The organism is Fructilactobacillus vespulae (assembly GCF_047324295.1).
GTDB lineage: Bacteria > Bacillota > Bacilli > Lactobacillales > Lactobacillaceae > Fructilactobacillus > Fructilactobacillus vespulae.
The window spans coordinates 1,482,260-1,506,092 of the sequence record NZ_CP137138.1; the positions used below are offsets into that span (position 1 = coordinate 1,482,260).

The window sequence follows — 23,833 nt, forward strand, 5'->3', positions numbered from 1 at the left end:
AAACCTCCTTAAGTCCGTGTGTGGTAAATGAAGAATCAAATTCTTCTCCCACGCTGATTATATGCAAAACGCACTAATGAATTGTAACATAATCCATTTTAATTGACAAGAAACTAAGCCTATTCTAATTCAAGGGGCTTAACTTGATCAAATTCTAATTCAGCGCTGGTTTCTCTACCAAACATATCAATAATAACTTTTAGCTTACCTTTTTCGTTATCAATTTCAGTGATTTTTCCAGAAAGTCCTTTAAAGGCATCCGCTGTAATTGTCACAGTATCGCCCACTTTGCTTTCTAGTGGTTGCACGTTATGCTTCATTCCTAATTGAGCCATTACGTGTTCAACTTCATCAGGTAATAATGGGTTAGGCTTTGAACCTTGTCCGTGTGAACCAATGAAACCAGTTACTCCTGGTGTATTTCTAACCACGTACCAAGCACGATCAGTCATGACCATTTGTACTAAAACATAACCTGGAAAAGTCTTATCCATAACGATTTTTTCTTTACCATTTTTAACTTCATGTTTTTCTGTTTCTGGAACCACTACGTCAAAGATAAAGTCTTGCATATCCATTGAATCTCTTCTTGAAATCAAGTTTTCTTTAACTTTGTTTTCGTAACCAGAGTAAGTATGAAGAACATACCATTGTTTTTCAGCTGATTCTACCACTTGAATAATCTCCCTTTAATTAAATTAAAACAAAATAAAAAACCTCGCTGATGCGAAGTCATTTGTTTAACTATAACAGATTTAAAAATATGATGCTAGGCATCTAGACTATAATTTCATTAGTAAGAATTGAACTATCCAATCAACTGCACCTAGAAAAATAGTGAAGAAAATTGCGGTTCCAAAAACTGTAATTGTATCAGTTCGATTTTGTTTAGCACTTGGCCAAACCACAATTTTCATTTCAGTAACAACACTTTTAAGAAATTTCCAAAGTCTCATTTTTTTCTCCTTAACGAGTTTCTCGATGTAACTCGTTTTTTCCACAATGTTTACAATACTTCTTTAATTCTAACCGGTTTTCTCGGTTAGGGTTAGCAACAATCGTATAATTTCTGGAACCACATTTTGTACATGCTAGCGCCATTTTTATTTGTTTCATTATCTATACCTCGCACTATCTAGTTATTAGCTTATCATCTAATTTTACCGCCGTCAATTTAGTATACTTTTCGTACTTTCTCCGACATCTAAATAATGCACTACTGACCTTACCCAAGGAAAGTTTCCGTTCATCGGCAATCTTTTGTAAGGGAACCTGCTTTAATGAAGACGCTAAAACGTAATTTTCCAATTCTGAGCATTGATTACTCACTACTTTCACGGTTTCATAGAATTCATACGTTTCGTATGGATTAGCCACCGAAATGTCTTGAATGGTGTCTGCATAAAATTCCACGTATTCACTCAATGAAGTCTGTAATTTACCAGGAACTCGTTTTTGTGCATTCTTTTTTCTTAACAGATCATATAAAAAGTTTCGTAAACTAGCTTTGTAAAAACTCCCGAAAGTTACATTCTTATTGGCATCATATTTTTGTAGCGAGCGTTGAAAAACAATCGCTGCTTCCTGACTCCAATCAGATAACTCCATATCATTTAAGTAAAATTCACGCCACATCTTTAAATATACCGGGGAAAATTGTTGAAACAACTCCCAAAAACTTTCCTCATCTATTTGTGCAGCTGCAATTTGTTCATTGTCCAATCTTTTACTAGTTTTGTTCGTCATTACCAATTCCCCCTTGTTATTTGTTTGTTATAAGTTACAAATCTTTACCAAGTTTGCACAAGCAAACAAGCGTTCTAATAAGTTTTAAGCGTTGATACCAATTTGGTTCTAAGTAAATCAGACTAAAAATAATTGCTGCCAAAATAAAAAGGACTAGCATTTAAAAATACTAGTCCTTTATTTTAAAGCGAATGACGTGAATTGAATCCTTGATACATTAATAATCCGGCTGCTACGGAGGCATTTAAACTTTGAATGTTTCCAATCATCGGAACGGTTAGCATTTCATCAACCTGCTTTTTCAACAGTGGTGAAATTCCCTTTCCTTCGCTCCCAATAATCAGAGCTGACGATCCTTGAGCATCCCAACGTCGATAATCAGTTCCCTTCATATCAGTTCCAAAGACCCAAACTCCGCGGTCTTTTAACTCGTTAACCGTATTTACTAAGTTTGTTACCTTTGCCACTGGAACTCGTTCAATTGCCCCGGCAGATGTCTTTGCAACCGTTGAGGTTAATCCAACTGAACGATGCTTAGGAATGATTACCCCGTGCACCCCAGCTGCATCAGCCGTTCTTAAAATTGATCCTAAATTATGTGGATCAGAAATATTATCTAGAATTACTAGAAATGGAGCTTCATCTTTTTGTTCTGCATTAGCAAACAAATCATCTAGGCTGGCATATTTAAATGCAGCAATTGCAAGCATTACTCCCTGATGGTTTTGGTGATCAGACATTAAGTCCAACTTACTCTTGGGCACATTAGAAATAACCAAATGACGGCCCTTCGCCAATTTTAAAATGGATTTGACCGTTTCATCATCTTTACTAAGTCCAGATTGCAAGAATAATTTATTAATATCTTGTCCTTCGTTACGTAATGCGGCTACTACCGGATGACGTCCGATAATAAAATCTTCATTATTTTTCATAAACTACTCTCCCAGAATCTACTTGTTTAATACACCATTTTGCTAATTCAACTAATCGATCATCTTGGCCGCTAAGTGACAAAAAGCCAAACAAAGCTTCAAAACCGGTTGAGAAACGATACGTAACTACACTAGTATTCTTGGCATGCGTGTAACTTTTGGCATTTCTTCCCCGCTTGAAAAAGTAATCTTCTTCATCTGAGAGAATTTGATCTTCTTGCATCAAAGCAATTAACCCGGCTTGTGCCTTAGCAGAAACATACTTAGTTGCTTTTCGTTGTAGTTGATTAGGTTTAGTAATTCCTTCATCAATTAAATGCCGACGAATAAACACCTCGTACACTCCATCACCCAGGTACGCTAGGGTAATTCCATTTAACTGTTTAAAATCAATATTTCTATCTGGTTCACTCATTAATTAATTATTTTCCCTTCTGAAACGGGTTCCTTGCGGTGTATCTTCAATGATGATTCCTTGTTCTTTTAATTCATCTCGAATTTCATCACTACGTGCAAAGTCTTTGTTTTTTCTAGCTTCGTTTCGTTCTTTAATTAGTTCTTCTACCTTATCATCACTGACATTGTTAATTTCTAATCGCACTCCAAAAATTGCTGCCAATTGTTGTAATTTTTGCATAATCAATTTAATTGTTTCTGCGAATACAAAGGAACGTTCGGAATAGACATTTCCTAATTTGGCAATTTCATATACCTTAGCAATTCCGTTAGCAACGTTAAAATCATCATCCATTGCATCTTGAAAATCGGCTTGTAGTTGTCTAATTTCTTGATCAATCTTTGGATCATTGCCACCTTCAGCATCTTGTAAACGATAGTTTAGGTTGTGATAAGCAGTTTGCAATTTCTTTAAATTAGTTTGTGCTTCGTCAATTGCAGTTTGGGTAAATTGAATAGGACGACGATATTGTGTAACTGACATCATCAATCGAAGCGCTTGTGGATCTACTTTCTTTAGCAAATCATGTACGGTAACAAAATTACCCAGAGACTTACTCATTTTTTGATTTTCGTCTCCGACCGTCACAAATCCATTGTGAAGCCAATAGTTTACAAAAGTTTGTCCCGTTTCCGCCTCACTTTGAGCCCGTTCATTTTCGTGATGAGGAAACTCTAAATCAATTCCACCACCATGAATATCAAAGGTTTTACCCAAATACTTAGTTGACATTACGGAACACTCAATGTGCCAGCCGGGACGGCCCTTTCCCCAAGGAGAATCCCACGAAATTTCTGACCCTTTGGCATTCTTCCAAAGGGCAAAGTCAATGGGATCTTCCTTTTTATTCAATTCTTCTGCCGAAACGTGTTCACTCGCACCACTTTCTAGCGTATCTAAATCTTCATGACCTAGTTCACCATAAGTTTTAAACTTACGCGCACGATAGTAGACATCACCATCAACACTGTAGGCATAACCATTTTCAATTAATTTTTCAATAAATCCAATGATTTCAGGAATATTTTCGGTAGCACGAGGATTTACATTAGCTCGTTTAACGTTCAATGCATCAGTATCTGCAAAATAAGCCGCAATAAACTTATCAGCTAATTCTGGTACAGTAATGTTTTCCTCAGCTGCTGCCTTAATCAACTTATCGTCAACATCCGTAAAATTAGAAACATAGTTAACTTGATAACCGAGATATTCAAAATATCTTCTAATGGTATCAAATGCTACAACGCTTCGCGCATTTCCAATGTGAATATAGTTGTAGACAGTTGGTCCACAGACGTACATATTAACTTTCCCAGCTTGAATTGGCTCGAAATCTTCCAATTCATTATGCAATGAATTATAAACTTTTAATCCCATGATGGCCTCCCGTTTTCTTCTAATCATATCATATCAGTTTTGCTTTTTTCCAAAATAAAAGGACTAGTCGTTTGACTAGACCAATTATTTGAAAAATATTTTTTATTTTCCGCTGATTTGATCAAGAGTTTGTTGTAATGAAGCAAGTGTCTTCTCACGACCAATCAATTCAATTGATTCTGGTAATTCAGGACCTTCTTTTTCATGGGTAACCGCAATTCTAATTGGCATCCAAAGAAGACGACCCTTAATTTTAGTTTCTTTTTGGACGGCTTTAATGGTTTTCAAAATTGCTACTTTATCAAAAATTGGTAATTCTTTAATTTTTTCTGCAAATGCAGCCAAAACAACCGGTGCAGTTTCATTACTAATTTCTTCTAAAGCATCTCCTGAAACTAGATCAGGTTCTTCAAAGAAAACGTTTGCCATTTTAACAATTTGTGCCATGTAACTCATTTGTGGACGGTAAACATCGATTAATTTACGAGCCCATTCAATGGTTAAAGCATCCGGATTTTCTGGTAGTTTACCAGCCTTGATTAATTGTTGTAGTGCTAAGTCAACAATTGTATCTTCGTCAGAATTTTTAACGTATTGGTTGTTAATCCATTCTAACTTCTTGTTATCAAAGGTTGCGGGTGATTTACTTAAACGATTTTCATCATACATTTTGATGAATTGACGTTGGGTAAATAACTCATCTTCTCCCACTGGAGACCAACCTAGTAATACGATGAAGTTAAATAATGCATCAGGAAGATAACCTAATGAACGGTATTGTTCAATAAATTGAAGAACCGTTTCGTCACGCTTACTTAATTTTTTACCAGTATCTGCACTGATAATTAAACTCATGTGACCAAACTTAGGAATATCCCAACCCAGTGCTTCATAAATCATCATTTGCTTAGGAGTATTGGCAACGTGATCATCTCCACGGAAAACATGACTGATTTCCATGTTGTGATCATCCGCAACTACGGCAAAGTTATAAGTAGGCATTCCGTCTCGTTTAACAATTACGAAGTCACCACCAATAGTATCTGAGTTAAAGGAAACTTTTCCTTTAACGATATCATCCCATTCGTAGGTTTTATTCTTAGGAACTCTAAAACGAATAACTGGTTTTAATCCCTTAGCTTCTGCATCAGCAATTGCTTGCTTCTTCTCGTCTTCGGTCATCCCAGCAAATTCGTATTCATAATGAGGCATTACACCACGTGCTTTTTGTTCTTCACGTTCTGCTTCTAATTCTTCCTCAGTTTTGTATGAATAATAAGCTTTGTCTTCTGCTAATAACTTTTCTACCAATGGATCATAAGTAGAGCGACGTTCTGATTGGCGATAAGGACCGTAGTTTCCACCAACATCGGGACCTTCATCCCAGTCAAGTCCTAGCCAACGAAGGTTATCTAATTGACTCTTTTCCCCATCAGCGACATTTCGACTAGTATCTGTATCTTCAATTCTGATAATAAACTTACCTTTGTTATGACGTGCAAAAAGGTAGTTGAAAATTGCTGTTCTTGCATTTCCAATATGCAAGTGCCCCGTTGGACTAGGAGCATATCGAACTCGAATCTTATTATTTGCCAATTAAATCTCTCTTTTCTTTTTCAATTTACTCTTTATTTTACAATTTTAAACCACAAAAATAAAGGACTGGACGGCTATTTCGGTAAAGACAATTTTAAAGCTTCCCGAATTGTAGTAACTCCTACAATTTCAATCTCAGAATTCAACTGCAATCCATCGAGATTATGTTTGGGAACCACTACCCGAGAAAAGCCTAACTTGTCTGCCTCTCGAATTCGTTGCTCAATTCGATCAACTCGTCTAATTTCTCCCGTTAAACCTAACTCACCAATGTAACATTCTTTCGGATTAGTACTAACATCCTCATAACTTGAAGCAATACTAATTGCCATCGCCAAATCAATTGCTGGCTCAACTAGCTTCACTCCCCCAGCTGCTTTTAAATAAGCATCCTGGTTTTGTAGCATTAATCCAGCCCGTTTTTCTAAAACTGCCATGATTAAAGAAACTCGATTACGATCAACTCCGGTAGCCGTTCTTTGGGCATTACCGAAAACAGATGGCGTAATTAAGGCTTGCAGTTCAACTAAAATGGGACGAGTCCCCTCCATTGCCACCACAATGGCGGAACCAGTCGCATTGTGCAACCGTTCTTCTAAGAAAATTTCTGACGGATTTTGTACCTCTTTTAGCCCGGTATCAATCATCTCAAAAATTCCTAGTTCATTAGTGGAACCAAATCGATTCTTGACCGCTCTTAACAAACGGTAAGAATGATGCTTATCACCCTCAAAGTATAAAACCGTATCAACCATGTGCTCTAAGGTTTTAGGACCTGCAATAGCTCCTCCCTTAGTCACATGACCAACGACAAAAATCGTAATATTATTAGTTTTAGCAATGTTCATTAAATCGGCGGTAACTCCACGAACCTGAGATACCGAACCAATTGCTGAAGTAACTTCGCTTTCTTGCATGGTTTGCACCGAATCAATAATCACAACGTCTGGTTTTAAATTAGCAATCGATTCACGTACCGCAGTCATATCAGTTTCTGGGAAAACGTATAGTTGATCATTTTTATTAATTTTCAACCGATCTGCTCTCATTTTGACCTGATCAGCGCTCTCTTCACCAGTTACATATAGAACTTTTTTACCCAGCTGGCTAAGCTGTCCAGAGACCTGTAACAACAACGTTGATTTCCCAATTCCTGGGTCTCCACCAATTAATACCAAAGATCCCGGAACCACTCCGCCACCTAAAACTCGGTTTAACTCATTTGAAGGAACTTTATAGCGCGGTGCATCGTGGGCATCAACTGTATCAATTAGTTGTGGCTTCGACTTTTGTCCGTCAAACGAAACCCGCGAAACGCTACCAGCTTCACCGTCATTTTTCTGTACTATTTCTTCAACAAAAGTATTCCACTCACCACAGTTAGGACACCGACCCAAATAAGTCGGTGAAACATCGCCACAGTTAGAACAAACAAACTTAGTTTTTACTTTTGCCATCTCTATTTCTCCTTATTTTCCGGAAGAACCAAATCCACCAGTTCTAGTAGCCTTAGCACTGCCTTCGTCATTATCGGCTAGTAAAAATGGCATAAAAATTCCTTGACCAATTCGTTCACCCTTTTTAATTTGTCGATCAAACAAACCAAAGTTCGTCATTTGAACAAAGATTTCTCCTTCATTACTTTCATTATCATAATAATCGGCATCAATAACCCCAATTCCATTAGGGACAATCATACCGCGTTTTAGTGGATTACTAGAACGATTAGCAATAATTAACACTTCGTTTGGTTGCATATATGCTTTAATTCCCGTGGGAATCAAGTATGGTTTTAAGATTTTTCTGGCCGTTTCTGCATCTGTTTCAGAAAGCTTCTTTTCCAAGAGAATTACTTTCAAGGCCTTTAACAAGCCCAACTTCCAAATTGAAGGCAAGGTCATATCCACTGAACTAGCAAAATCATAACCGGCTGCATTTTTAGTTGCTCGTTTAGGAAGCTCTAGCCCCGCATTTTTTTCCTTTGAAACAATATTGAATCCTCTTTGCATTTTTAAAAACTCCTAACAATAAAATAATTGGATACTACCATTCTATCAGTATTTAGAACGGATTAACAACTTGACAAAAACGCCTTTTCAATGGACAATTATAGACTGATATAACAAAAACGAAACGTTCAATTAAGGGGTCAATTTAATGGATAGTGAAGCTGTAAAACAACAAAAAGCTCAAGTTGGTCGTGAAGCAGTTAAATTTGTAACCGATGGAATGGTTGTCGGTATCGGTAGTGGATCAACGATGTGGTATATGGTTGAAGAATTAGGTAAATTAGTGCAAAATGGGCTTAATATTGTTGGAGTACCCACTTCTCAATATACGAAAAAGCACGCGGAAGATTTAGGAATCACCATGAAAAATGTTGATGAGGTTGATCAAATTGATTTAACCATTGACGGTGCTGATCAAATCGATGAGAACTATCAAGGAATCAAAGGTGGCGGTGCTTCTCATTTAATGGAAAAAATTGTGGCAATTAACTCCAAGAAAAATATGTGGATTGTTGATGAAACCAAAATGGTAAAAACACTAAATTATCCAGTTCCATTAGAAGTCATCCCATACGGTAGCAAACAGTTAGAAAAGAAACTAGAAAAAATGGGTCTCAACCCCAAACTAAGACTGGATGAACAACACCAACCAGTTCAAACTGATTCTGCTAACTACATTATTGATTTATATATTGAACACCTTGATAATCCCAAAGATTTGGCAACTAAGCTAGATTCAATCGTTGGAATTGTTGAACATGGACTTTTCCTTGACTTAGCTAACACTATTATTATCCAACATGAAGATGGTCCTCAAATCATTCAAGCACGCTAATTTGTAATTTCATTCAAATTTTTTAGGAGGCTTTTTATGGACAAAGCAATTGAACCAAGCAGTGTTAGTCGTTATGCTCGTAACCTCGATGATTTTAAGGAAGCAGATATCGTTCGTCGTGCTGTTACCCATAATGGTGTTTTAAAATCTGCAGCAGATTATGAATCAACTGCCGCAATGGATCCTACTTTTTCAGTTAATGTTTCTGATCAACATGTTTCCAACCAACTTCGCAGTGGTAGATGTTGGGTTTTCGCTGCTTTAAATACAATGAGAACTCACGTTGAAAACAACTTCAATGTGCCAAAAGATTTTGAACTTTCTCAAACTTATACCTTCTTCTGGGATAAATTTGAAAAGTCCAACTACTTTTTAAACAACGTGATTAAAACTGCTGATCAACCGTTAACTTCAAGAAAAGTTAGTTTCTTATTAGAAACTCCCCAACAAGATGGTGGTCAATGGGATATGCTTTGTGCTTTGATTGAAAAATACGGAGTAGCTCCTAAAACAGCCATGCCAGAAACATATAACAGTAATATGTCTGCAGAAATCAATACTGCTTTAAATACTCAACTTAGACATGATGCTGTAATTCTTCGCAAGCTAGTTAATGATGGTCAAAGCGAAGACATCATTAATGCCAAACGCGATGATATGATGAATGAAATCTATCGGATGTTGGTTTACGCCTTTGGTAAGCCGGTGGAACAATTTAATTTTGAATATTACGATGCTGACAAAAAATATCACATTGATCAAAATTTAAGTCCACAAGTTTTCTTTGCTAAATACGTTAACATTGAATTAGATGATTATGTATCAATCATCAACTCCCCTACTTCAGATAAGCCATTTAATAAGACTTATACTGTGGAAATGCTAGGAAACGTGGTTGGTGGTCGTGAAGTTAAGCATTATAACTTACCAATTGAACGACTAAAAGAACTAACCATTGCTCAACTCCAAGCTGGCGAAACAGTTTGGTTTGGAAGTGACGTTTCTATGGCTAGTGATCGTAAAAACGGTATCATGGACACTAACCTTTACCATGTTGACGAGTTAATGCAAACTGATATGTCATTAACCAAGGCAGAACGATTAGATTATGGTGAAAGTGTTATGAACCATGCCATGGTTATCACTGGGGTTGATTTAGTTAACGGCAAACCAACTAAGTGGAAAGTGGAAAACAGTTGGGGTGAAAAAGTTGGAACTAAAGGTTACTTCGTAATGAGTGATGATTGGTTTAGTGAATTCGTCTACCAAGTAGTTATCAACCAAAAATTCTTAACTGATTCTGAAAAAGCTGAACAAAAAGTAGCACCTAAATTATTAGACCCTTGGGATCCAATGGGTACATTAGCTTAAATAAAAAGTCTGACAATTTAAATTGTCAGACTTTTTTTATTTTGCTTTTCTAATTTTAATGAATCCATAAATTAAACTACTGAAGACTGCTAATAAAACAATTACAATCAACATAAATAACCATGGAATCGAATGGGTTACTGCTAAATTGGCTTTAACCGCATCAAAAACCGTCACAATGAAATCTTTTTCAAAGAACCAAGTTCTCCCCTTTGAACCAAATTGGGGATCAGAACTATTGATTTTTAGTTTAATCGTATAAACACCGGGAATTACTCGTTTAGTATTCCAAGGAATCCCAAAGTTAAACTTACTATTGGGAGCAATTTCACCGTTAGTTCTCGTGAAACTGGCAACCACATCATTAGTCCCTTTTTTAACGATGTCAGCTTTAAAATCAGTATTCTTTAGTAAAGATGGATGGGTATTTGAAACTAGCGCATTAATAATATTAGTGTCATATTTACTTGCCGTTTCAATTTTTCCCATTCTAATGTTAGGATCAGTTCCTTTTCCCTTCTTGATTGCAAGTGGAACTGAAACATCATCATTTTTTTCATCCGGTTCATTAAAATTAATTCCTGCTAAGATTTCACCACTAAAGCTAGTGTAAGTTGCTGTCTCAGGAGTCTTAATTTTAACCTGAATGTCTTTTGACTCTCCTGGATTTAACTCAAATTCGCCATCTGCTGGATTTGCTAACGTAAACAAATCATTCGTTTTAAATAATGATTTCACCGCACTCTTTTCACCATTTTGGTTATAAATGACTTCTGCAGTAGGTGAAGTCGTGGCTTTATTTAAGCTCGTCTTAACTTTCACCTGTTTTTGACTAGGATTAGTGACTTTAACGGCCACTGTTTGTTCCATTTTATCAGTTGCTGCTAGTTTAAAATCAAAGAAATTTGATCCAGCTTGTTGAAACTTCACATCATTAGTCTGTGGTTCCACTTGTAATGGAGTAGTTGCTTCATTGTCGGCTTGAACGTTTGGCATTGCAAAAAATACCACAAAAGCGCTCAAAAATAATAATAAACTCCCAATGGATAAACTATTACGTGTTAAAAATTTATGCATAATCTCCTCGTACATCCTTTTTATTTAGATCCATTAATAAAACTCTTTTAATTTTAAACCATTTCTACCAGTCTTTACAAACTTACGAAGTGGTTTTAATTTTTTAAAGTTTCTTTATTCAAAATATTTAAATTACTATCTAGGGTATAAATAATTGGGGTAGTATTTTCAACCTCAACTCCATCAATCCCTTGATTATCAATTTTTTCCAGATATTTAATTAGTGCTCGCAGCGAACTTCCATGAGCCACGACTAACTCATTTTTACCAACTTTTAATGCAGGAGCAAGTTGGTCAATCCAGTACGGAATCAAACGATTATAAGCCATTTCTAGGCTCTCAGCTCGTGGTTCTTTGATTCCAGCTTGCCGATATCTTCTGGTTTCTGCCACATTTTCTAATTGTGGTGGAACCGCTGTAAAACTTCTACGCCATTCCTTAAATTGGTTTTCTCCTACTTGCTCTTTTACAGTCGCCTTCTGTTTCCCTCTTAAGGCCCCGTAATGGCGTTCGTTTAATCTCCAAGTTTTAAATTGTGAAATATATAGTTGATTAATCTCTTCTAAGACTAGATTTTCAGTTTCAATTGCTCTTTTTAAATAGGAAGTATGAGCCCCATCAAATAGAATCTGGGTATCTTTAATTAATTGACCAGCCATGCGGGCATCGGCTTTTCCTTTTTTAGTTAGAGAAACATCGCTCCAGCCAGTAAATGTTTTAGTATAATTGGCAGTACTTTCACCATGTCTCATTAACACTAGCTTACTCACACAACTCACCCTTTCTGTTTAAACTAACGGTTATTGTAGCATAATTACCATTGTAACTTAATTAATTACTTCTGAAAGGCTTTCTTAAAATTTTTAAAAATAATATCTTATCTAGTCCTTATTTTTGGTAGATAGTTTATAATGTGACACAGATTAAAAATAGGACTGAGGCAATACTATGGCAGAAAATAAAGATTTCAAAAACGAAAATGATAGTGCAGCAAGTACCCACAGAAGAGCTGGCAGCAGCCATTTTGTGGGTAAAGATAATCAAGTTAGGCGTCCAAAATCAACTCCTAAGCAACAACAACCCATTGAAGTGGAACATCATCCCTTAGCTTGGTCAATAATGGTAATTCTTCTGATCTTAACTGCTGGGATTCTTGTATTTGGTTATTCTCAATATAAAAAAGCTGCTGATACTTTTGGTAATACATATCAAGCAAGTAAAAGTTCCAGAAACTCAGCCAAAATCTTAAAAGAGCGAAAACCGTTTTCCATTTTGCTAATGGGAACTGATACCGGTGAACTGGGCAGAACGGATAAGGGTCGAACTGATTCATTAATTTTAGCAACCGTAAATCCTAAAACTAATAAAACTACTTTTACTAGTATTCCGCGAGACACCAAGGTCGTGGTTCCTGGAGATTCTGAGCCATACGAAAAAATTAACGCCGCTTATACAATTGGTGGACCTAAAACTGCTACTGAAGTAGTTAGTAAGCTATTTAATGTCCCCATTGATTTTTATGCAGTTGTTAACATGGGTGGAATCGAAAAAATGGTTAATGCCGTCGACGGAATCGATATAACTCCTAATTTAACCTTTGATTACGAAGGAATTAGCGTTAAAAAAGGAAAAACGGTTCATATGAACGGTCATACAGCCCTCCAATATACCAGAATGCGTTACCAAGACCCATTAGGTGATTACGGCCGTCAAATTCGTCAACGTCAAGTTCTAGAGCAAGTACTTAAAGAAGGACTAAAAGTTTCATCAGTCACTAAGTACAGTAATATTTTAAAATCCCTTAATGGAAACATCCTCACGAACCTAACCTTCGATGACATGATGCTTGCAGGTGCACAATATCGCGGCGCTACTAAAAACATTGAAGAAGGAACTTTGCAATGTGATAATGCCACAGTTGACGGAGTTAGTTATCAAGTCGCTCCTAACGATGAGCTACTAAAAGTTTCTAATCAAGTTCGTAAATCACTTGGCTTAGATGAATCTGATGCACTAACTAGCAGCCAGCGGGCAATCAATTCTAACGAAGAAGCTAATAGTAATAATAGTATTTTTGGTAACGGAATTACCGCTACTAACAACAACGAATATCTTAAACACTAGATTAAAGAAGCTCAAATGAGCTTCTTTTTTTATCCTAAAACAAAAAAAGAGCTAGATTTAAAAATCTAGCTCTTTTTTACTGTTTAAGATGCGGCCAAGAAGATTCGAACTTCCACCGGGAAAACTCCCGACAAGATCCTTAATCTTGCGCGTCTGCCAATTCCGCCATGGCCGCATATTTAACAGTAATTAGTATAACAAGATTTATTCTAAAAGGCAATATTAATTTTTACTAATGGTTTTAATCAGTTCTAATTTACCGTGGCATTTACTACAAACAAACCTTTTTAAGTTAATCTTGCGTTGCCGATAAAATGGTTGCTCACACTGACTACAACGATAAAGATACTTATAATTATCAGTTAATCGTGGTGCGTAACGACTGCCACCCACCTGCTTTAACAACTGCTTAAATCTGACGGTTTGATGCTTACCCGAATATCCCAATTGATGTAAGTGATAATGAACTAATTCATGTTTAATGATTCCCGTTAAAATTTCAGAATCTGCGGCCATCTTGGGATTAATATCAATATTATGATCTTGTAAGTGATACCTTCCTCCAGTGGTTTTGAGCCGCCTATTAAAATAAGCTTGATGCAAAAATGGTTTATGAAACCAAACCATTGAAATTTTTTCAACTAACTTTTGCAATTCATTATCGGACATATTGACTCCTATTCTGGTTCAATCATAGATAACTGAATTCTACTCCGATCAACATCAACTGCTAACACCCACACCGTTACTATATCTCCCACTGAAACTACACTGGCTGGATCCTTAATAAATTTATTACTCATGTGCGAAATATGCACTAACCCATCTTGTTTAACGCCTAGGTCAACAAAGGCACCAAAATCAGTTACATTACGAACCGTTCCTTGCAATTTCATTCCTGCCACTAAATCTTCCATTTTCATCACATCTGATTTTAAAAGAGGAGCTGGCATTTGATCTCGTAAATCTCGACCTGGGTTCTTTAGTCCATTAATTAAATCGGCTACCAGTTGAGTGTCAACTTGTAATTCGGTGGCCAGCTGCCCTTGATTAGCATTCGCTAATGTTTGATTAGTAGTTTCTTTGCCTAAGTCAGTTAACTTAAGATCTAGGTGTTTTAAAATCTGTTTGGCAATTGCATAACTTTCGGGGTGAATATCAGTATTATCTAAAGGATTACTACCTCCTATAATACGTAAAAAACCGACTGCTTGTTCAAAAGTTTTAGCTCCGAGACGCTTAACCTGCTTTAATTGATTCCGATTAGAAAAACTACCATTCTCTTCTCTAAATAGGACAATGTTTTTAGAAATTGTACTGGATAATCCAGAAATATGTTCTAACAATTCCGGACTAGCGGTGTTCAAGTTAACTCCCACCTGATTTACTGCCGTTTCCACTACTCGATCAAGTTGTTGATCAAGTTGTGTTTCTGAAACGTCATGTTGATACTGACCGACTCCAACGGCTTTAGGATCAATTTTAATCAACTCTGCCAACGGATCTTGCAAACGACGCCCAATGCTGACCGCCGAACGCTCTTCCACGTGTAAATCTGGAAATTCCGCGCGCGCAACCTTACTAGCAGAATAAACTGACGCCCCCGATTCATTAACAATCACATAGTGGACGGGATAATCAATTGCTTTAATCGTATCCGCCACAAATAATTCAGATTCACGCGAAGCGGTTCCATTTCCAATGGCAATCATTTCCACATGATACCGTTGAATTAAAGCAATCAAGTCAGCCTGAGCCTGCTTAATTTTAGCCTCACTGGCTGGCTTAGTGGCAAAGATAATTTGCTTGTGCAAAAATTTACCATTTTCATCCATGACGGCAAGTTTACATCCAGTTCGATAAGCCGGATCAAATCCTAGAACTACTTTTCCCTTAATGGGAGCTTGCATTAACAAATGGTATAGGTTTTTACCAAAGACTTGGATGGCATGCTCTTCGGCGGTTTCTTTTAAAGTGGCCTGCACTTCTCTTGAAATTGCGGCTCGAATTGATTTTTGATAACTGGTCTTAATTGCTTGCTCAACGAACTCTACTACCGGACTGTGATTAGATTTAATTACTTCTCTCTTTAAGTAGTTTAAAATTGCATCTTCATTAACATTAATTTTAACTTGAAGAACTTTTTGGTCTTTACCACGATTAATCGCTAAGGTACGGTAGGAAGGAATTTTCGTAATGGCTTCGCTAAAGTCATAATAGTTTTCATAAACTCCCTTTTCATCAAGTTCTTTTCCCTTAGTTTTAACTTTAGTATTAATCTCACCGTTCTTTTCGGTGTATTTTCTAATCCATTCCCGAAATTTAGCAGTATCAGAGATTGATTGACTAATAATATCTGATACTCCTTCTAAAACAGCAGCAACATCATTTAGTTCGACTTCTGGGTTGACGTAATCAATCGCTAACTGACTTTCAGATTGAGCTGGAAAGGTCATGATTTTTTCTGCTAGTGGGGTTAAGCCACGTTCATCGGCAAGCATTGCCTTGGTTTTTCTTTTTTGTTTAAACGGTAAGTACAAATCTTCTACCACTTGAAGTTCTGTAGCTGTTTCAATTTCGTGTTTTAATTTATCGGTTAACTTACCTTCTGCATCAATTTTAGCGATTACGTCAACTTTGCGATCAGCTAATTTAGTTAGGCGCTGAAAAGTGTCTTGGATATCTCGTATTTGAACTTCATCTAAACTACCGGTTAACTCTTTTCGATACCGCGAAATAAATGGCACAGTATTTCCCTCTTCTAAAAGGTTGATGGTGGTTTCTACCTGTTTTGGTCGAACCTGCTTTAGCTGTTGACTGACTTGCTTAATAATTTGTGAATCCATTTTTTACCTCCAGAATAGAAAAACTTCGTTATAAATAACGAAGTCTTTGGTTGTCTTATTTCCAAAAAGTATCAAATACCGTAATTGGTAGATGACGTTTATGTTCTGTTTTTTGATACCAATTTTCAATTGTTGCTGCTGCTTTTTCGCTGATATCTTTTCCTTCTAGAAAATTATCAATATCTTCATAGCTAACTCCCAGAGCCACTTCATCTGGAAGTGCTGGACGACCATCTTCTAAATCAGCTGTGGGTGTTTTTTCGTAAAGATGCTTAGGTGCATTTAGGTACTCGAGAATTTGCTTTCCTTGACGCTTGTTTAAACGCCAAATTGGAGTTAAATCAGCAGCTCCATCACCAAACTTAGTATAAAAACCAGTGATGGCTTCTGCCGCATGATCAGTTCCCAATACAATTCCGCTAGTAGCACCAGCAATTGCAAATTGTGAAATCATCCGTTCTCTCGCTTTAATATTTCCCTTATTAAAGTCAGAAATTTCGTCACCGTTAGCTGAAACAGCACTAACCATTGCATCAGTTGCTGCCTTAATGTTAACTCGTTTAACTACGTCTGCTTCAATAAAATCAATTGCAGCCATGGCATCTGACTCATCCGCTTGTTCCCCATAGGGTAATCGAACGGCAACAAATTGATAGTCTTGGTTACCAGTCTCTGCTCGTAATTCTGTCATTGCAATTTGACCGACTTTACCAGTTAAAGTAGAATCTTGACCACCTGAAATACCTAAAACGACCGTCTTAATAAAGGAATTATTTTTAACATAGTCTTTAATAAAATCGATACTTTTTCGTAATTCGGTTTGTGGATCTATTTTAGGTTGTACCTTTAAATCTGAAATAATTTGTTGTTGAATTTCTTTTTGTTTTTCGTTCATCAATAATCACCTACTGTAATCGTTTCTGTCCACCATTGTGAATCCGTTTGATTAGTTCCATTTTGTTATTCCAAGCCGCTGTTGATAGATCAACTGGATATTTTTCTGGATTTAACATTCGTTTATACTCTGGCCAGAGCAAGTCGCGAACGTTATTAGCATGTTGTTTAATTTCAGCTAAGCTAGGTAGCGGGTTAACTAATTCACCCGCCACATAAATATCTTTTAAAATTGGTTCAGCATTAAAATCAGAAATCGTTTTATTAATATAAGTATATTGGGGATGGAACATGTATAGTGAATCCTCTGTTTGGGGATTTTCACTGGCCAGTGCAACGTAGTCTCCTTCAGATTTACCGTCTTGTTTTTCGGTAATCCGCCAAACTTGTTTTTTACCTGGGGTAGAAACCTTTTCCGCATTATTGGATAGTTTAATCGTATCAACCATTTTTCCAGTCTTATCTTCAATTGATACTAACTTATAAACTGCTCCCAATGCCGGTTGATCAAAAGCAGTAATTACTTTGGTACCTACACCCCAAATATCAATTTTGGCATGTTGCATCTTCAAACTACTGATGGTGTTTTCATCTAAATCATTAGATGCATAGATTTTAGCGTCTGGATAACCGGCTTTATCTAACAGTTCTCGTACTTTTTTAGAGATATAGGCCATATCACCTGAATCAATTCGAACCCCGCTAAACTTAATTTTATCGCCCATTTCTTGGGCAACTTTAATTGCATTTGGAACCCCACTTTTTAGCGTATCAAAAGTATCAACTAAAAAGACACAATCGTGATGAGTCTCAGCATAGGCCTTAAAGGCATCGTAATCATTTCCAAATGATTCCACCAATGAATGAGCGTGCGTTCCTGAAATTGGAATCCCAAACTTTTTCCCAGCTAACACGTTTGAAGTAGCATCAAAACCACCAATGTAGGCCGCTCTGGTTCCCCACAATGCTGCAGAAACCTCTTGTGCTCTTCTTGTTCCGAATTCTAATAAGGGATCATCACCTGCAACACTTCTAATTCGAGCTGCCTTACTAGCAATCAAAGTTTGATAATTAACCATGTTTAAAATGGCCGTTTCGATTAACTGACATTCAGCAATCGTTCCTTCAATTTGCATAATCGGTTCATTATTAAAGATCAAGTCACCTTCTTGAGCTGATCTAATCGTCCCTTTAAACTTAAAGTTTGCTAAATAATTTAGAAATTCGTCAGAATATCCACTTTGTTCTCTTAAATAATCAATATCACTTTTCGTAAACTTAAGATTTTGAATATAATTTATTACATGCTCTAACCCTGCAAAAACGGCGTATCCGTTTCCAAAAGGCATATTCCGAAAATATACTTCAAACACAGAATGACGTTCGTGCATCCCCTTTTCAAAGTAGGTTGCCATCATATTAATTTCATAATCATCAGTGTGTAAAGTAAGATTAGTGGAATCTTCGAGTGTAGCCATTTTTTTATTCCTCCAGAATAAATAATCAATTTAAATTATCTATTATTTTACCATTTTAAATTAAAATAATTAATTTTTTTAATAAATCTATTTGTTTAAATAGAATTCAAAACGTTCCGCAACGTATTGCGTTTCCACAAATTCAAATGGTTTTTGATTCTGTAGATACGAAATCTGTTTTAATTTTAAGATTGGTGCCCCAGGTTTTATCTTTAAGATATCAGAAATTTGCTTGGTAGCAGCAATTGCAGAAATATACTGTTTGGCACCTTTAGGAATCAAGCCCTTATCTTCTTCTAGGGAACGATATAAGGACTCGGTCACTTCAGCCTCACTAATTCCTTTAACTAGGTCTGCAATCACAGTAGTAACCTCTAAACAAATTGGTTGATCATCTCCAAAGCGAACTCGCTCCATTCGTAAAACTCGTTCATTATTGGTGAGATTAAGGGCCTGTGCTTCTTTAAAGTTGGGTTCAATAATCTTATAGGAGAGCGTTTTGCTACTTGGAATTTTACCATCAGCTTCCATTGTTTCCGTAAAACTACTAATTCCAGAAATGTGTTCCTGAACCTTTTGACTAGTCACAAAGGTTCCTGAACCAACCGCCCTTCTAAGCAACCCTTCATCAATTAATGATTGTACTGATTGCCGTAATGTCATTCTACTAACTTGATACATTTCAGAAAGTTTTCTTTCAGAAGGAATTTTTTCCCCTAGCTTCCAATTACCACTTTCTATCTTCTGTTTCATATCATTATGAATTTGGATATACACCGGTAAAGCCATTAAAATTCCTCCTAATTGTAAAAAAAATCGACTGATAAGACATCAGTCGACTTTATAAAAGATTGGGCTAGCTGGGTTCGAACCAGCGCATACCAGGATCAAAACCTGGTGCCTTACCACTTGGCTATAGCCCAAAAATAAAATGGAGGGGAGTGGATTCGAACCACCGAACCCGAAGGAGCGGATTTACAGTCCGCCGCGTTTAGCCAGACTTCGCTACCCCTCCGCAAGAAACATATTGATAAGATTATCTCACCAACACATAATATATTACATGATAATTAAAACATTGTCAATGACAATTTCAAAAAAATTGACTAAGTAAAATCAGCCATTTTTTTAAGTTGGGCTAGCTGGGTTCGAACCAGCGCATACCAGGATCAAAACCTGGTGCCTTACCACTTGGCTATAGCCCAATAAAAATGGAGGGGAGTGGATTCGAACCACCGAACCCGAAGGAGCGGATTTACAGTCCGCCGCGTTTAGCCAGACTTCGCTACCCCTCCGCAAGAGACATATTGATGAGTTCATCTCATCAACAAGTAATATATTACATGATAATCAAAACATTATCAACGAAATTTCAAAAAAAAATCCCGAAAAAATAAATTTTTTCGAGATCTTCTTCTAATTTGATTATTCAACTTTATCCATGAGTTTCAATACTGGTTTTACAAACATTAGTAAAATCAAACTTGCCACAATTGCAACAATTCCGATTACGGCGAAGTATCCAGCTTCATGTCCTGGAGTATAGAAACGTGCAATCTGTGAGTTAACCGCTTGCCCTGCTGCGTTAGATAAGAACCACATACTTAACATTTGTGCTCCAAACGCTTTTGGTGCTAAACGAGTAGTTACAGATAAACCAATTGGAGAAATTAACATTTCACCAATTTCAATAATTGCCCAGCTTCCAACTAACCAGAGGAAACTAACCTTTTCGTTTGCTCCTACCATTAATAATGGAATTACCATTAGAAGAAATGATAATCCAGAGAAAAATAGTCCGTAAGCAAATTTGTTAGGAGTTCTAGGTTGTTTCTTACCTAGTTTAGTCCAGAGTAGGATAAACAATGGTGTATATAGCATGATAAACAATGGGTTTAGTGATTGGTACCAACTAGGATCAATTTTGATCCAACCTAAATCATTGTTAGTTCTGCTAGCGGCAAAACTAGCTAAAATACTTGATCCTGATTCTTCAATTCCCCAAAAGACCATGGCTCCAATAAACAAAGGAATATAAGCTAAAACTTTTTTCCGTTCTACTTCAGTAATTTTTTTACTTCTTAAAATAACAATAAAGTAAAGTACAGGAGTAATAATGGCAATAATACTTAGTAACGAAACAAAACTATCGATTGAAAGGTTCTTGGTTAATGACATTCCGATTAAAACAATGATAAAAGCAACTGCTCCCAAAACCATTCTAATGATAATTTGTTTAGATTCACCAGGATCTAGCGGATTGCTAGGTTCATCACCGTCTGTTCCCAAGGTCTTGTTTCCACCAAAGTAGTAGAAAAGAAGGCCAAAGAACATTCCAATTGCAGCTAGTGAAAAACCAAAATGATAGTTATAAGAACTAGAAATCCAACCACAAACTAATGGTGAAATGAAAGCTCCAAAGTTAATGGCAAAAACGAAAATCGTAAATCCACTCTCACGACGTTGGTCTTCTTCGCTGTACAACTTCCCAACCATATCAGAAATATTGGGTTTCAAGAATCCAGTTCCAATGGTAATAAATGCAATTGAAATAAATAATCCTACGATTCCAATCGGTAATGATAAGGCAATGTGGCCTAACATAATGAAAATACCACCATAGAGAACCGTTCGACGACTACCTAGTAATCTATCACTAACGTAACCTCCCATAATTGAGGCTAGATATACCAATGAACCATAAATAGCCATAATTGATAGACCGGTTGTTTGAGAAAGACCCAATCCACCTTTAGCAGCTGTAGCTACGATATAGTAAAGCAAAATTGCTCTCATACCATAGTAACTAAATCTTTCCCAAAACTCAGTACCTGCAAGTACTCCTAATCCTTGTGGTTGACCGAAAAAAGCGCGGTCCATATCTTTTTTATTCTTCAATTTTAAAACATCCAATCTTTCATATTTTTTTATGAAAGTTATTATACACTTTATTTTCAAAAATTGTAATTATAATTAAATTTTTTTAAAGCATATCTAAATAACGATCACGTTCCCATTGGGATACATTTTGACTGTAAGCAGTCCATTCCATGTTCTTAGCATCTAAGAAGTTTTGGTACATATGTGGTCCCATGGCCTCTTTCATAATTGGGTCTTTAGCGTATTCCACTAAGGCATTGTGTAATGATGTTGGTAATTTTTCAATATGATCAGATTTTAATTCTTGCCCGTTCATATGGTAAATATTACGATCTACTGGTTCTTCTGGTTCAATTTTGTTCTTAATTCCGTCTAAACCAGCTTGTAAGATAGCAGCAGTTGCTAGGTATGGGTTGGCAGATGGATCAACACTTCTTAGTTCAAGTCTTGTTCCTTTTCCTCTTGCAATTGGAACTCTGACCATTGGTGAACGGTTAGCACCTGACCAAGCGATGTAAACTGGTGCTTCAAATCCAGGAACTAAACGTTTGTATGAGTTAACTGTAGGGTTACATACCGCAGTCAACGCTTTAGCATGCTTCAATAATCCACCTAAGAAGTAGTATGCAGTTTGTGATAATTGGCCTTCACCATCTTTATCGTAAAAAGCATTTTCACCATTTTTATCGAATAGTGACATATTCATATGCATTCCGGAACCGTTAACGCCACTTAATGGTTTTGGCATGAATGTTCCGTATAAGCCGTAGCGGCGAGCAACAGTTTTAACCACCATCTTAAATGTTTGAATATGATCAGCTGCAGTAATTGCATTGTCATATTCAAAATCAATTTCGTGTTGTCCAGGAGCAACTTCGTGGTGAGAAGCCTCAACTTGGAAATTCATTTTTTCTAATTCGAGAACCATATCACGTCTAACGTTGGCAGCTAAGTCCATTGGAGCTAAATCAAAGTAACTACCTTGATCATTTAATTTTTGAGTAGGATGACCATTTTCATCTAATTCAAATAAAAAGAATTCAGGCTCTGGTCCAATGTTAAAATCACTAAATCCTAATTCCTTCATTTCATCTAAAACTCGTTTTAGATTATTTCTAGGATCACCTGCAAATGCTTCACCATCTGAGGTTAGAATTGAACAGGTAATTCGTGCTACCTTACCGTGTTCATCTCCCCAAGGAAATACCATCCAAGTTGATAAATCAGGTTGTAAGTACATATCACTTTCTTCGATTCTTACAAATCCATCAATTGATGATCCATCAAACATTAACTTACCAGCTAAAAGTTGATCTAATTGGCTAATTGGAACTTCAACGTTTTTTACAGTTCCTAGTAAATCAGTAAACATTAAACGGAGAAAACGAACGTCTTCTTCTTTGACCATTTTTTTAATATCTTCAGGTGAATAATTAACTAATTTTTTCATTATCAGTTCTCCTTTTATAAATGTCCTTGTTTGAATTGGGGATTATTATTAACATTAAATCCACCAGCCTTCATAATATCGTCATGTAAGTATTCTCGAACTCTTGTATCACTAACACCTTTTCTGGAATTACTTAGCTTATTATCACGGCGATGTTTTTGTTTTTCATAAACTCTTTTTATTTGTTCAATATTCATCCCTTCTTTAATATAATCTTTCACTTCCAAAATTCTATCAACGTTATCTAATGAGTAGAGTCTACGATTACTATCAGTACGTTTAGAAACTACTAACCCACAATCGTCATAATAACGAATTTGACGTGCGGTTAGCGATGTTAGTAGCATTACGGTTCCCATTGGCAATACTGCCATCGATCTTCTAAATTCTTTTTCACTCATATTAATAACTCCTCATTGATAGTAATAATAATTATCTTTACTAAATTAATCAACTATATATGTCGCAAAACACGACATTAGCGAAAAATAATTAAAAAAACAAAAAAACCATAACTACAATTAGTTATGGTTTTATCTATATTATGCCGACTAGAGGAGTCGAACCTCCGACCTTCGGTTTACGATGCCGATGCTCTACCAACTAAGCTAAGTCGGCAAATATGCTTATTATATATAAGAAAAACGCAACCTAATTAAAGGTGCGCTTATCATTATAACTCCGACAGGCGGGCTCGAACCGTCGACAACCTGATTAACAGTCAGGTGCTCTACCAACTGAGCTATGTCGGAATAACG

The 23,833-nt window shown here is 36.4% G+C and carries 23 protein-coding genes and 7 tRNA genes; 3 read left to right on the plus strand and 27 right to left on the minus strand.

The genetic code is table 11. The annotated features are described in order from the left end of the window. Window positions 1-119: 119 nt before the first annotated feature. The 10 genes from nusG to R4B61_RS07385 form a co-directional block, all read right to left on the minus strand. The gene (gene nusG / locus R4B61_RS07340) at window positions 120-674 is read right to left on the minus strand and encodes a transcription termination/antitermination protein NusG (RefSeq protein ID WP_413627602.1); all 555 of its coding nucleotides are present in this window, start codon (window positions 672-674) and stop codon (window positions 120-122) included. Window positions 675-782: 108 nt separating this feature from the next. Further along, a complete protein-coding gene (secE, locus tag R4B61_RS07345) occupies window positions 783-956 on the minus strand; it encodes a preprotein translocase subunit SecE (RefSeq protein WP_413627603.1) in 174 nt (57 codons plus the stop codon). Between the two features lie 10 nt (window positions 957-966). Next, on the minus strand, window positions 967-1,116 hold the full coding sequence (gene rpmG, locus R4B61_RS07350; protein WP_413627604.1) for a 50S ribosomal protein L33: 150 nt from the start codon (window positions 1,114-1,116) through the stop codon (window positions 967-969). A 15-nt stretch (window positions 1,117-1,131) separates the two neighbouring features. Beyond that, window positions 1,132-1,746 carry a sigma-70 family RNA polymerase sigma factor gene (locus R4B61_RS07355; protein WP_413627605.1) on the minus strand — a complete coding sequence of 205 codons (615 nt, stop codon included), beginning with the start codon at window positions 1,744-1,746 and terminating at the stop codon, window positions 1,132-1,134. Window positions 1,747-1,928: 182 nt separating this feature from the next. Further along, window positions 1,929-2,681 (minus strand): 23S rRNA (guanosine(2251)-2'-O)-methyltransferase RlmB, encoded by a 753-nt coding sequence (rlmB, locus tag R4B61_RS07360; RefSeq protein WP_413627606.1) that lies wholly within the window; start codon window positions 2,679-2,681, stop codon window positions 1,929-1,931. Beyond that, a complete protein-coding gene (locus tag R4B61_RS07365; RefSeq protein WP_413627607.1) occupies window positions 2,671-3,096 on the minus strand; it encodes a Mini-ribonuclease 3 in 426 nt (141 codons plus the stop codon). Before R4B61_RS07365 ends, rlmB begins: the two co-directional genes overlap by 11 nt. A gap of 3 nt (window positions 3,097-3,099) precedes the next feature. Then, window positions 3,100-4,515, minus strand: a complete 1,416-nt coding sequence (gene cysS / locus R4B61_RS07370; protein WP_413627608.1) for a cysteine--tRNA ligase — start codon at window positions 4,513-4,515, stop codon at window positions 3,100-3,102. A gap of 102 nt (window positions 4,516-4,617) precedes the next feature. Next, complete coding sequence (gene gltX, locus R4B61_RS07375; RefSeq protein WP_413627609.1) at window positions 4,618-6,111, minus strand: glutamate--tRNA ligase; 1,494 nt, start codon at window positions 6,109-6,111, stop codon at window positions 4,618-4,620. Between the two features lie 74 nt (window positions 6,112-6,185). Further along, complete coding sequence (gene radA / locus R4B61_RS07380; RefSeq protein ID WP_413627610.1) at window positions 6,186-7,568, minus strand: DNA repair protein RadA; 1,383 nt, start codon at window positions 7,566-7,568, stop codon at window positions 6,186-6,188. 12 nt (window positions 7,569-7,580) lie between these two features. Continuing rightward, entirely contained in the window at window positions 7,581-8,120 is a 540-nt protein-coding gene (locus R4B61_RS07385) for a dUTP diphosphatase (RefSeq protein ID WP_413627611.1), read from the minus strand. Between the two features lie 148 nt (window positions 8,121-8,268). Between R4B61_RS07385 and rpiA the strand changes: the two genes are divergently transcribed. Together rpiA and R4B61_RS07395 are read left to right on the plus strand one after the other, a co-directional pair. Next, complete coding sequence (rpiA, locus tag R4B61_RS07390; protein ID WP_413627612.1) at window positions 8,269-8,955, plus strand: ribose-5-phosphate isomerase RpiA; 687 nt, start codon at window positions 8,269-8,271, stop codon at window positions 8,953-8,955. A gap of 36 nt (window positions 8,956-8,991) precedes the next feature. Further along, window positions 8,992-10,326 (plus strand): aminopeptidase C, encoded by a 1,335-nt coding sequence (locus R4B61_RS07395; protein ID WP_413627613.1) that lies wholly within the window; start codon window positions 8,992-8,994, stop codon window positions 10,324-10,326. A 36-nt stretch (window positions 10,327-10,362) separates the two neighbouring features. On the opposite strand, the gene R4B61_RS07400 is transcribed toward R4B61_RS07395, so the two are convergent. Next, entirely contained in the window at window positions 10,363-11,403 is a 1,041-nt protein-coding gene (locus R4B61_RS07400; RefSeq protein WP_413627614.1) for a WxL protein host-binding domain-containing protein, read from the minus strand. A gap of 95 nt (window positions 11,404-11,498) precedes the next feature. Then, on the minus strand, window positions 11,499-12,173 hold the full coding sequence (locus R4B61_RS07405) for a 2,3-bisphosphoglycerate-dependent phosphoglycerate mutase (RefSeq protein WP_413627615.1): 675 nt from the start codon (window positions 12,171-12,173) through the stop codon (window positions 11,499-11,501). 178 nt (window positions 12,174-12,351) lie between these two features. On the opposite strand from R4B61_RS07405, the gene R4B61_RS07410 reads away from it, so the two are divergent. Continuing rightward, window positions 12,352-13,527 (plus strand): LCP family protein, encoded by a 1,176-nt coding sequence (locus tag R4B61_RS07410; RefSeq protein ID WP_413627616.1) that lies wholly within the window; start codon window positions 12,352-12,354, stop codon window positions 13,525-13,527. Between the two features lie 89 nt (window positions 13,528-13,616). On the opposite strand, the gene R4B61_RS07415 is transcribed toward R4B61_RS07410, so the two are convergent. From R4B61_RS07415 to R4B61_RS07485, 15 genes are all read right to left on the minus strand, one after another. Further along, window positions 13,617-13,702: transfer RNA gene (locus tag R4B61_RS07415), tRNA-Leu, on the minus strand. A gap of 47 nt (window positions 13,703-13,749) precedes the next feature. Continuing rightward, complete coding sequence (locus R4B61_RS07420) at window positions 13,750-14,196, minus strand: SprT family protein (RefSeq protein ID WP_413627617.1); 447 nt, start codon at window positions 14,194-14,196, stop codon at window positions 13,750-13,752. An 8-nt stretch (window positions 14,197-14,204) separates the two neighbouring features. Continuing rightward, window positions 14,205-16,373 carry a Tex family protein gene (locus tag R4B61_RS07425; RefSeq protein ID WP_413627618.1) on the minus strand — a complete coding sequence of 723 codons (2,169 nt, stop codon included), beginning with the start codon at window positions 16,371-16,373 and terminating at the stop codon, window positions 14,205-14,207. A gap of 55 nt (window positions 16,374-16,428) precedes the next feature. Next, window positions 16,429-17,268: an ammonia-dependent NAD(+) synthetase gene (gene nadE / locus R4B61_RS07430; RefSeq protein ID WP_413627619.1), complete on the minus strand. Its 840-nt coding sequence runs from the start codon at window positions 17,266-17,268 to the stop codon at window positions 16,429-16,431. A 10-nt stretch (window positions 17,269-17,278) separates the two neighbouring features. Continuing rightward, on the minus strand, window positions 17,279-18,745 hold the full coding sequence (locus R4B61_RS07435) for a nicotinate phosphoribosyltransferase (protein WP_413627620.1): 1,467 nt from the start codon (window positions 18,743-18,745) through the stop codon (window positions 17,279-17,281). A gap of 87 nt (window positions 18,746-18,832) precedes the next feature. Continuing rightward, complete coding sequence (locus R4B61_RS07440) at window positions 18,833-19,534, minus strand: GntR family transcriptional regulator (protein WP_413627621.1); 702 nt, start codon at window positions 19,532-19,534, stop codon at window positions 18,833-18,835. Window positions 19,535-19,596: 62 nt separating this feature from the next. Then, window positions 19,597-19,668 (minus strand) — tRNA-Gln (locus R4B61_RS07445). A 9-nt stretch (window positions 19,669-19,677) separates the two neighbouring features. Then, window positions 19,678-19,760: transfer RNA gene (locus tag R4B61_RS07450), tRNA-Tyr, on the minus strand. A gap of 118 nt (window positions 19,761-19,878) precedes the next feature. Beyond that, window positions 19,879-19,950: transfer RNA gene (locus R4B61_RS07455), tRNA-Gln, on the minus strand. Window positions 19,951-19,957: 7 nt separating this feature from the next. Then, window positions 19,958-20,040 (minus strand) — tRNA-Tyr (locus R4B61_RS07460). Between the two features lie 130 nt (window positions 20,041-20,170). Then, on the minus strand, window positions 20,171-21,625 hold the full coding sequence (locus R4B61_RS07465; RefSeq protein WP_413628316.1) for a peptide MFS transporter: 1,455 nt from the start codon (window positions 21,623-21,625) through the stop codon (window positions 20,171-20,173). A gap of 103 nt (window positions 21,626-21,728) precedes the next feature. Next, window positions 21,729-23,075 carry a type I glutamate--ammonia ligase gene (gene glnA / locus R4B61_RS07470; protein WP_413627622.1) on the minus strand — a complete coding sequence of 449 codons (1,347 nt, stop codon included), beginning with the start codon at window positions 23,073-23,075 and terminating at the stop codon, window positions 21,729-21,731. A 14-nt stretch (window positions 23,076-23,089) separates the two neighbouring features. Continuing rightward, window positions 23,090-23,476 carry a MerR family transcriptional regulator gene (locus tag R4B61_RS07475; protein WP_413627623.1) on the minus strand — a complete coding sequence of 129 codons (387 nt, stop codon included), beginning with the start codon at window positions 23,474-23,476 and terminating at the stop codon, window positions 23,090-23,092. Window positions 23,477-23,620: 144 nt separating this feature from the next. Then, a tRNA-Thr gene (locus R4B61_RS07480) sits at window positions 23,621-23,693 on the minus strand. 61 nt (window positions 23,694-23,754) lie between these two features. After that, a tRNA-Asn gene (locus R4B61_RS07485) sits at window positions 23,755-23,827 on the minus strand. Window positions 23,828-23,833: the final 6 nt, after the last annotated feature.